Here is an 8714-nt window from a genome sequence, read left to right on the forward strand (position 1 = left end):
CTAGCGCAATATTCCGAATTTTTAAAGTTCGACCCCCAAGGGCCCAATATCGGTATTCTCCGCCAGGAACTTCTCCATGGCCGCCAAGGACCTGTCAAAGTACCGGGAGCACCTCTCCCTCCTATCCCTTATCCTCTCGTTGAGCGGAGGGAAGATGCCCAGGTTCACGTTCATGGGCTGGAAACCATCGGGCCTGGCGTCCCTAAGGTACTTGAGCAAGGAACCCATGGCGGTCTCCTCCGGAATCTCCGGAAGCGGCATCCCCCTTAAAACCCTGCCCATGAACAGTGCGGCGCAAATCCCCATGGCGGCGCTCTCCACGTACCCCTCCACCCCGGTTATCTGCCCCGCGAGGAACAGGTCCTCCCTCCGGGCCTCCCTGGGCCTCAGGTGCCCGTCCAGCACCCTGGGGGCGCAAACGTAAAGGTTCCTGTGCATAACCCCCTTGCGGACGAACTCCGCGTTCCTCAACGCTGGGATCATCCGGAAAACCCGCTCCTGCTCACCCCAGAGCAGATTGGTCTGGAACCCCACCAGGTTGTACAGCGTCCCCTCCCGGTTGTCCTGGCGGAGCTGAACCACCGCGTAGGGCTCCCTGCCGTCGGGGCCTGGGAGCCCCACGGGCCTCATGGGGCCGAACCTCAAGGTGTCCTTCCCCCTTCGGGCTATCTCCTCCACGGGAAGACACCCCTCGAAGAAACGGCTATCCTCGAACTCGTGGCGCTTCACCTGCTCCGCGGACACCAGGGCCTCCCAAAATGCCGAGTACTCCTCCTCGGTGAGGGGGCAGTTCAAGTAGTCCTCCCCTTCGCCGTAGCGGCTTCCGCGATAACAAAGGTCCATGTCCACGCTCTCTATGGTAACTATAGGGGAAGCGGCGTCGTAGAAGTACAGGAACTCCTCCCCCGCAAGGCCCCTCAAGGCCTCCGCCATCCCAGGGGAGGTCAAGGGCCCGGTGGCGATGATGCAAGGTTCCTTGGGGATCTCCGAAACCTCCTCCCTTATCACCTTGAGGTTCGGAAGGTTTGACAGGGCCTTTGTAACCTGCCTCGCAAACCCGTCCCTATCCACCGCCAAGGCCCTGCCCGCTGGCACCCGGTTAAGGTCCGCACAGTCCAACACCAAGCTCCCAAGGCGCCTCATCTCCGCCTTCAGTATCCCCCCTGGGGCACCGGGCTGATCCGCCCCCAGGGAGTTGCTGCAAACCAGCTCTCCAAAAAGGTCCGTCTTATGGGCAGGCCCCTGCTTCACCGGCCTCATCTCGTAAAGGGCCACGCTGAAGCCCATCTTCGCAAGCCTAAAGGCGGCCTCGCTGCCCGCAAGGCCGCCGCCGATCACAGAAACATCAAACCTCATCGGACACCTCCGTAACGTCCCCGCCCTTGGAGGGCTTCTTCCAGGAGGCATAGTCGCACTGGGGGTACCTAGAACAGCCGTAGAAGCTCCTCCCCTTGCCCTTTCCCTTGGAGGCCTTCCTCACCACCAAAACCCCTTCGCCGCACTTGGGGCACTGAAATCCCGTGGAGGTCTCCTTGCGCTTGGTGAACCGGCACTCGGGATAACCGCTGCACCCCACGAACTCCCCGAACCGGCCTCGCTTAACCACCAGGGGCCTGCCGCAGTCGGGGCACAGCTCCCCGGTCTGCTCCGGCGGGACCGACATCCTCTCGGCGGACCGCTGCACCTGCTCAAGCTTCTCCTCAAAGGGGCCGTAAAACTCCTCTATGGGGCGCCTCCACTCCAGCTCCCCCGCCTCTATTAGGTCCAGCTGGTCCTCCATTCGGGCGGTGAAGTCCACCTGCACCACCTCCGGGAAGTGCCTAACCAGGAAGGAGTTCACGTACCTTCCAAGGGTGGTGGGGGCAAGGCGCTTCTCCTCGTCCCGGTCCACGTAACCCCGGTCCGATAGGGTCTCGATTATGGTGGCGTAGGTGGAGGGCCTTCCTATGCCCTTCTCCTCCAGCTCCTTTATGAGCCCCGCCTCGGTGTACCGACCCGGCGGCTGGGTGAAGCGCTGCTCAAGCCTCACTTCCCCTGCCTTAAGCTCCTCCCCCTCCCTGGCGGAGGGCACGTCCTTGTCCTTAACCCCCAAGGGCCACAGGACTCCCCAGCCCTGAAAGACCACCTCCACCCCGGAACACTTAAGCCCCAAGGTTCCGCACCGGACCTCCAGGGTGTTGGTCCGCACCTTGGCGTCCGCCATCTGGCTCGCCACCGCCCGCCTCCATATGAGGTCGTAAAGCCGGTACTGCTCCGTGGTAAGGTGCTCCCTCAAAGCCTCAGGCTCCAAAGTAACGTCGGTGGGCCGTATGGCCTCGTGGGCGTCCTGGCTCCTGCCCTTCTGGGAGAACTGGTTGGGCCCCTTGGAAAGGTTCTCCTCCCCGAAACGGCCCGCCACGTAGGACCTGAAGGCTCCTACGGCCTCGTCGGAGAGCCTAAGGCTGTCGGTCCTCATGTAGGTTATGAGCCCCACCGGGCCCCTGCCAGGTATCTCAACCCCCTCGAAGAGGGACTGGGCGATCCTCATGGTCCTCCTGGGGCCGTAACCCAGCCGCCTTGAGGCCTCCTGCTGCAGGGTGCTGGTCTTAAAGGGGGGCATGGGACGCCTTAAGCCCTCACGGCTCTTGAAGGAGGCCACCACCAGCGGGTTGGCCCCTATAAGATCCCTCACCCGCTCCGCCTCGGAGCGGTCCTTGAGCCTTAAGGGCCTGCCGTCCTCCCGCTCAAGCTTCAAAGTGTAGCTCCTTCCGTCCTCCGAAAGGGCGTCCACCTCCACCAGCCAGTACTCCTCTGGCACGAAGGCGTCTATCTCATCCTGCCTTTCGCACACCAGCCTCAATGCCACCGACTGCACCCTGCCGGCGCTTAAGCCCCGCTGGAGCTTGGACCAGAGCAGGGGGCTAAGCTTGTAGCCCACCAGGCGGTCCAGCACCCTCCTGGCCTGCTGGGCGTACACCTTGTTCATGTCCAGGTTGTCCACGTCCTCCAGGGCCGCCGCCACCCCCGCGGGGGTTATCTCGTGGACCCTAACCCGGCAGGGGGAGGCGAGGTCCACCCCAAGCAGCGTCCCAAGGTGCCAGGCTATGGCCTCTCCCTCCCGGTCCGGGTCCGAGGCCAGCAAAACCCGCTCAGCCCCCTTGGCCAGCTCCTTAAGACGCTTTATCAGCGGGGCCTTACCCCTCACCTGGATGTACTCGGGCTCAAAGCGGTTGTCCACGTCGACCCCAAGCCTTCCCTTGGGAAGGTCCATCACGTGCCCCAGGCTAGCCTCCACGGTGTACCCCGACCCCAACATCTTGCCCAGGCTCTTGGCCTTGGTGGGGGACTCCACCACCACCAGGGTGCCTCCCGTTGCACCCTTAAGGGCGGACTCCCCGCGGGATCCCTTGGCCCCCCCCTTAGCAGAAGGGGGCTTCTTCTTGGAAGAAGAGGCCCCAGCAGCCTTGGAAGCACCCTTTGCGGCCATGGTCAGCAGACCCTCCCAAAGCCCATGAGATCGTCCGACACCTCATCAACCCCCATCAAGGGGCTCAGCCGGTCCATGCCCCTGTCCAAGATCTCCGAAAACCGGTCCCCGTCAAGGGAAAGGCCCGTGGCCCTGAAAAGCAGCACCGACTCCAGCAAGGCCCTCTCCATGACCTCCCTGGGGAAGCCCATGTGCAAAAGGGTGTAGAAGAGCGACGCCGCCTCCGGCTTAAGGGCTGCCCTCTCCAGGGAAGAAAGTATCCTGAACTCCATGAAACACCTCCGAAAAAATTTTGATGGGGCCTCCTATTAAGGCTCGGCAAGAGCCCGCCGGGGTGCCGAAGGCCCCTGCAACCTAAGCCCCATCTACCATAAAGCCTCATTCTATTAACCTAAAAATCGCTAAACCCTAAAAATCCTCGCCACGCAACCCTTCAAGACCATTGGGGGTCAGGCTGAAACGCCCGGGGAAGGGGCTGTACACCAGCCCTCGGGCCTCCAAAAGGCTAAGGCGGCTCATCAAGCCGGCGGCGCCGATTTTACATTCAACAGCCAGGTTGTCAACAGTCCGATCCCCCTTTTGGGCAAGGAGGTCCAATATGGTCCTGTCCACGGGATCCAAGGGTTTTCCCTTATTGTCGGCCTCTCCGTCCTCATCCTTCTTGGGGCATCCCCCAAGGCCCAACAGGCCTATGTCCGCCAACGCCAGGGCCCCATCGTATATGAGCATGTTGGACCCCTCGCAGCCCGCCTCCCCGATCCTGCCGGGAACGGCCCAAACCTCCCGCCCAAGCTCCAGGGCATGGGACGCGGTTATGATGGCCCCGCTCCTCCTCGGGGCCTCCACCACCACGGTCTTGCCCGCCAGGGCCGCCAGTATCCGGTTCCTAAGGGGAAAGCGCCACTGGGCTCCCTTCGTGCCAAGGGGATACTCGCTCATGAGGCATCCACTTTGGGCTATGCTCCGGAAGAGCTCCCCGTGGGAGGAGGGGAACACCACGTCCACCCCCGTGCCAAGCACCGCGCAGGTGGGGCCGCCGGCGCTCAAGGCCCCTCCGTGGGCGGCGCCGTCAATCCCCGCGGCGCCGCCGCTTAAGGTCCATATCCCACGGGAACCCAGGGCCTCGCCTATGCACCGAGCCACCGTCAACCCGTAGCCCGACGCCTTGCGGGTGCCCACCACCGCAACCGCCCGGTCCAAACTCCCCGGAACCCTTCTTAAGGTACCCTTCACGTACAACACCGCCGGGGGGGACTTTAGATCCATGAGTTGACCGGGATAACCCTCCTGCCCCATGAACACAAGGTCCACCCCAATGCCGCAACACCGCTCCATCTCCTCATCGGCCCAAGGGGACGAGAACAGGGACCGGGCCTTGGGGAAAAGCTCCTCCCTGAAGCCCCCCTGAACAAAGGCCCCTCGGCTCCTTAAAAGCTCCTGGGGCAGCCGGCCCTTCTCCATCCACATGCGAAGGTGGTACCCCGCCCGACCCTCGAAGAGCCGGTTAAGGCACAGAAGGGCCCGCATGAAGTCAAGGTCCTTCATGGCATGGCCTCCTGCCGGTTCCGATAGGACAGGGCCTCCGCCACGTGGGGTCCCTCAACCTTGAAAGAGCCCGCCAGGTCCGCCACGGTCCTGGCCACCCGGAGCACCCGGCTCAGCCCCCGTCCGCTGAGCCCAAAGGCCCCCACCGCCTCCTTGAGCATCTCCCTTGCCTCCCTGGTAAGGCCCGCATGCCTTCGGAGGACCCCCTCGGGCACCTCGGAGTTGCAGAGGTACCCCAGCGCCTCCCACCGGGCCCGCTGAACCTCCCTTGCCGCCATGACCCTCTCCCTCACCGCTGCGCTTGGCTCCCCATCCACCGCGGAGGCCTCCATGAGCTCCCCAGGGGTGAGGCGCGGAACGTTGAGGTGCATATCTATCCTGTCCAGTATGGGCCCCGACAGCCTCCGCCTGTAGCGGTGTATCTCCCCGGGGCCGCAGCGGCAGCGGCCTTTGGGATCCCCCAGGTAGCCGCAGGGACAGGGGTTGGCGGAGCAGACCAGGAGGACCCTGCAGGGGTACTCCACGGTGCCGGAGGATCGGCTAACCCTTATGAAGCCGTCCTCCAAGGGCCCCCTCATGGCCTCGATCACATCCCTTTGAAACTCCGGGAACTCGTCCAGGAACAGAACCCCCCGGTGGGCAAGGCTTATCTCCCCGGGCCTCAACGATGAACCGCCCCCGCATATGGCCACCGCGCTGGCGGTGGGATGCACCGGCCTGAAGGGCCTTGCCCTGCTGGGCCGGCGATCAAGCCCCGCCACGCTGTGGACCGCCATGACCTCTATCATCTCCGAGTCCCCAAGGGGGGGAAGGATGCCCTTGAGGGCCTTGGCCAGCATGGTCTTCCCGGCCCCCGGGGGACCTACCATCATCAGGTTGTGGTGCCCCGCGGCGGCCACTTCCAGGGCCCGCTTGGCCATCACGTGTCCCCTCACGTCCCCCATGTCCACCTCCGGAAGGTCGGGAAGCTCCTCGTCCTTCTCCCTTTCAAAGCGGGGTATCGCCGCCTCCCCCTTGAGGTGGCGCAGCACCTCCTCAAGGGTCGATGCACCGTAGATCTGAGCCCCGCTGACCATGGCGGCCTCCTGGGCGTTATCCAGCGGAAGGAAGAGGGGGACTCCAAGCCTTTTAGCCAGAAGGGCCGCCGGCAGGGCCCCCCGTACCGCCCGGAGCCTCCCGTCCAGCGACAGCTCCCCTATGAAGACCGCCCCCCTAAGGGGCAGCGGACAGCCCGCCGCGTCCATCATGGCAAGCCCCATGGGAAGGTCCAGGAGGGCCCCCTCCTTGGGCACGTCCGCCGGAGCCAGGTTCACGGTGACCCGCCCCTTAAGGGACACCCCAATGGACCTAAGGGCCCCCCTCACCCTCTCCCTAGCTTCCCTCACCGAAGCGTCCGGAAGCCCCACCACGTTTATGGAAAAGAGCCCCCCGGTTATCTGGACCTCCACCTCCACCGGCAGAGCCTCTATGCCCCTAAGGGTCACTCCCAAAGCCAGGCTCAAAGGCCCATCACCCCCCGGTTATGTCCCGGTAAAGCTCAAAGCTGAACCCCGAAGGCCCCTCCTCTATGGCCAACAGGTCTATCCTATAGCTCCCGGAGAAGTCCCTGGACTCCGCAAAGGCCCTGGCGGCCATCTCAAGGCGCCGGAGCTTCCTTGGCCCCACCGTGTCCGCCGCGCCCTGGAAGGGGTTGGCCTTCCTAAGGCGCACCTCCACGAAGACCAGCTGGGAACCGTCGTGGGCCACTATGTCTATCTCCCCGAAGGGATACCGTACGTTGCGCTCCAGCACCCGCCAGCCCATCTCCACAAGGTACCTGGCCCCCATGCGCTCCCCCAGGGCCCCCCTTAAAGGGGCGCTGCCCCCTCTGGCAGGGCCGCTACCTGCCACCGGAAGCCCTCCTCTCCATCTCCATCACGAAGGCCAGCACCTTCGCCACCGCCCCGTAAAGCTCCGGCGGGATCTCGTCCCCCACCTCCAGGGCCAGAAGGGCGCTCACCAGCGCCGCGTCCTCCACTATGGGAACGCTGGCCTCCCGGGCCACCTCCAATATCTTATCCGCCAGGCGCCCCCTACCGGAGGCCACCACCACCGGCGCGTCATCCCTATCCTTGTCGTACCTTAAAGCCGCCGCCTTCCGCACCCTAGGAGGACCGCCCTTGGACATAGCTTACGCCTCCATGTCTATGGGTCTTGGGGTCATGGAGGGCTTGGGCCTCCTCGAGGAGGCGGACACGTGGGACACCTTGAGCCCGCCGGAGGACAGGTCCTCCTTGAGCTCCCCAAGGTGGTGCCTCATGAGCTCCACGCCTCTGGAGGAGTCCGCCCTAAGGTCGACGCCGATGAGGTTGTTCATGAAGGCCACCCACCCCTCCGTCCTTCCCAGGTTATCCCCCTCAACCTCGAAGAACACCGAATAGGCCCGTCTTCCGCCCTTCATCGTCTCGGAGAACACCACCCGGGCCATGGGCCCATCCTCGCCGGCGGGCCAGAAGGCGGGGGCCATAAGGGGCTCCTCGGTGGACCAGCGGACCGGGGTTGAGGCCCATCGATGGGCCTTGAGAAACCTCAACGCCTCGGGGTCCTCCCGGAAGAGCTCCTCAAGGCTTCCCACGCCCTTAGTAGAGTTTTTAAGTTTAAGGCGCTCCCGCACCCTCTTCCAAAGGGTGAGCGCCGCCTGGGGCGCCAGGGCCATGTACCATCCCATGGCCTTGACGGATTCCTGGGTCACCGGAAGCCCCCTGGCAAAGAGCTCCACCGCCGCGGGCAGGTCCTCGTGGGCGCCGCCGGAGGCCATCCAGGCCTGTCTAAGACCCCAAAGGGAGTCCAGATCGGCGGGAAGGCGCCGCAGGATGAGCGCCTGAGCCAGGGGACGGTCCCTCATTGGAAACCGGGAAAGCAGCTCCAGATCCTCTTGCCTGAGCCTTAAAAGGGGCACCTCCCCCGACGCGTCCCACAGGGCCCTGAAACGCTGCCCCGGAAAGAGGGGCACCGACGACTGGGCCCAAAGGGTCCTGCCTGAAACCCGCACCTGAACCATGGAGCCCTCGGACCGAAGGACCAGCCCATCCACCTCCTGGCCGTCCTTTATGGCCTTAAGGTCCTGGGATCGGACCTCCCGGGACTGTCCTACGGGCCCCAGGTCTCCCCCTTGAGAACCCCCTGATCTTATGCCTCCAACGTCGTATCCCATGGTCAAAGGCCTTTTTTAAACGAAAAGCTCAGCCGATGGACCGGGGAGGGGCCCAGCTCCTCAAGGAGCCGCCGATGCAGCTCCGTGGGATAGCCCTTGTGCCGGTCAAAGCCATACAGGGGGTACACCCGGTGAAGCCTCTCCATGACCCGGTCCCTAAGTACCTTGGCGGCCACCGAGGCGGCCATTATGGCGGGAACCTTGGAGTCCCCCTTCACCACGCACCTCTGGGGGGCCAAAAGACCCTTTATGGGCACCTTGCCGTCCACGAGCACCAGCTGGGGCCTCACCGGAAGGCGCAAGACCGCCCTCTCCATGGCCCACAGGGAGGCGTTTAGAACGTTCATCCCGTCCACCCTTCTCCAGGAGGCCGCCTGAACCCCCATGGGCACCTTCATGGAAAGCATCACCTCAAAAAGCCTCTCCCTCTGAGGGCAGGACAGCTTCTTGGAGTCCTTAAGGCCCAAGGACAGCAGCTCCCGGGCCTCCCTCTGTCTCTTATACACATCT

The 8714-nt window shown here is 64.1% G+C and carries 9 protein-coding genes; all 9 read right to left on the minus strand.

Going from position 1 to position 8714, the window contains the following annotated elements; translation table 11 throughout:
• Nucleotides 1-21: 21 nt before the first annotated feature.
• Complete coding sequence (trmFO, locus tag N2315_04580; protein ID MCX7828469.1) at nt 22-1356, minus strand: methylenetetrahydrofolate--tRNA-(uracil(54)-C(5))-methyltransferase (FADH(2)-oxidizing) TrmFO; 1335 nt, start codon at nt 1354-1356, stop codon at nt 22-24.
• Complete coding sequence (gene topA / locus N2315_04585) at nt 1346-3466, minus strand: type I DNA topoisomerase (GenBank protein MCX7828470.1); 2121 nt, start codon at nt 3464-3466, stop codon at nt 1346-1348. The genes trmFO and topA overlap by 11 nt, the downstream gene beginning before the upstream one ends.
• A 2-nt stretch (nt 3467-3468) precedes the next feature.
• Nucleotides 3469-3738: a hypothetical protein gene (locus N2315_04590; GenBank protein ID MCX7828471.1), complete on the minus strand. Its 270-nt coding sequence runs from the start codon at nt 3736-3738 to the stop codon at nt 3469-3471.
• Between the two features lie 136 nt (nt 3739-3874).
• Complete coding sequence (gene dprA, locus N2315_04595; protein MCX7828472.1) at nt 3875-5011, minus strand: DNA-processing protein DprA; 1137 nt, start codon at nt 5009-5011, stop codon at nt 3875-3877.
• The gene (locus tag N2315_04600) at nt 5008-6513 is read right to left on the minus strand and encodes a YifB family Mg chelatase-like AAA ATPase (GenBank protein ID MCX7828473.1); all 1506 of its coding nucleotides are present in this window, start codon (nt 6511-6513) and stop codon (nt 5008-5010) included. The genes dprA and N2315_04600 overlap by 4 nt, the downstream gene beginning before the upstream one ends.
• Before the next feature lie 7 nt (nt 6514-6520).
• Nucleotides 6521-6901 carry a YraN family protein gene (locus N2315_04605; GenBank protein MCX7828474.1) on the minus strand — a complete coding sequence of 127 codons (381 nt, stop codon included), beginning with the start codon at nt 6899-6901 and terminating at the stop codon, nt 6521-6523.
• Nucleotides 6891-7178: an EscU/YscU/HrcU family type III secretion system export apparatus switch protein gene (locus N2315_04610; protein ID MCX7828475.1), complete on the minus strand. Its 288-nt coding sequence runs from the start codon at nt 7176-7178 to the stop codon at nt 6891-6893. The genes N2315_04605 and N2315_04610 overlap by 11 nt, the downstream gene beginning before the upstream one ends.
• A 3-nt stretch (nt 7179-7181) precedes the next feature.
• The gene (locus N2315_04615; GenBank protein MCX7828476.1) at nt 7182-8204 is read right to left on the minus strand and encodes a flagellar hook-length control protein FliK; all 1023 of its coding nucleotides are present in this window, start codon (nt 8202-8204) and stop codon (nt 7182-7184) included.
• A gap of 2 nt (nt 8205-8206) precedes the next feature.
• A partial coding sequence (locus N2315_04620) for a ribonuclease HII (GenBank protein MCX7828477.1) occupies nt 8207-8714 on the minus strand: 508 nt, incomplete at its 5' end.

Source organism: Thermanaerothrix sp. (assembly GCA_026417795.1).
GTDB lineage: Bacteria > Synergistota > Synergistia > Synergistales > Synergistaceae > Thermanaerovibrio.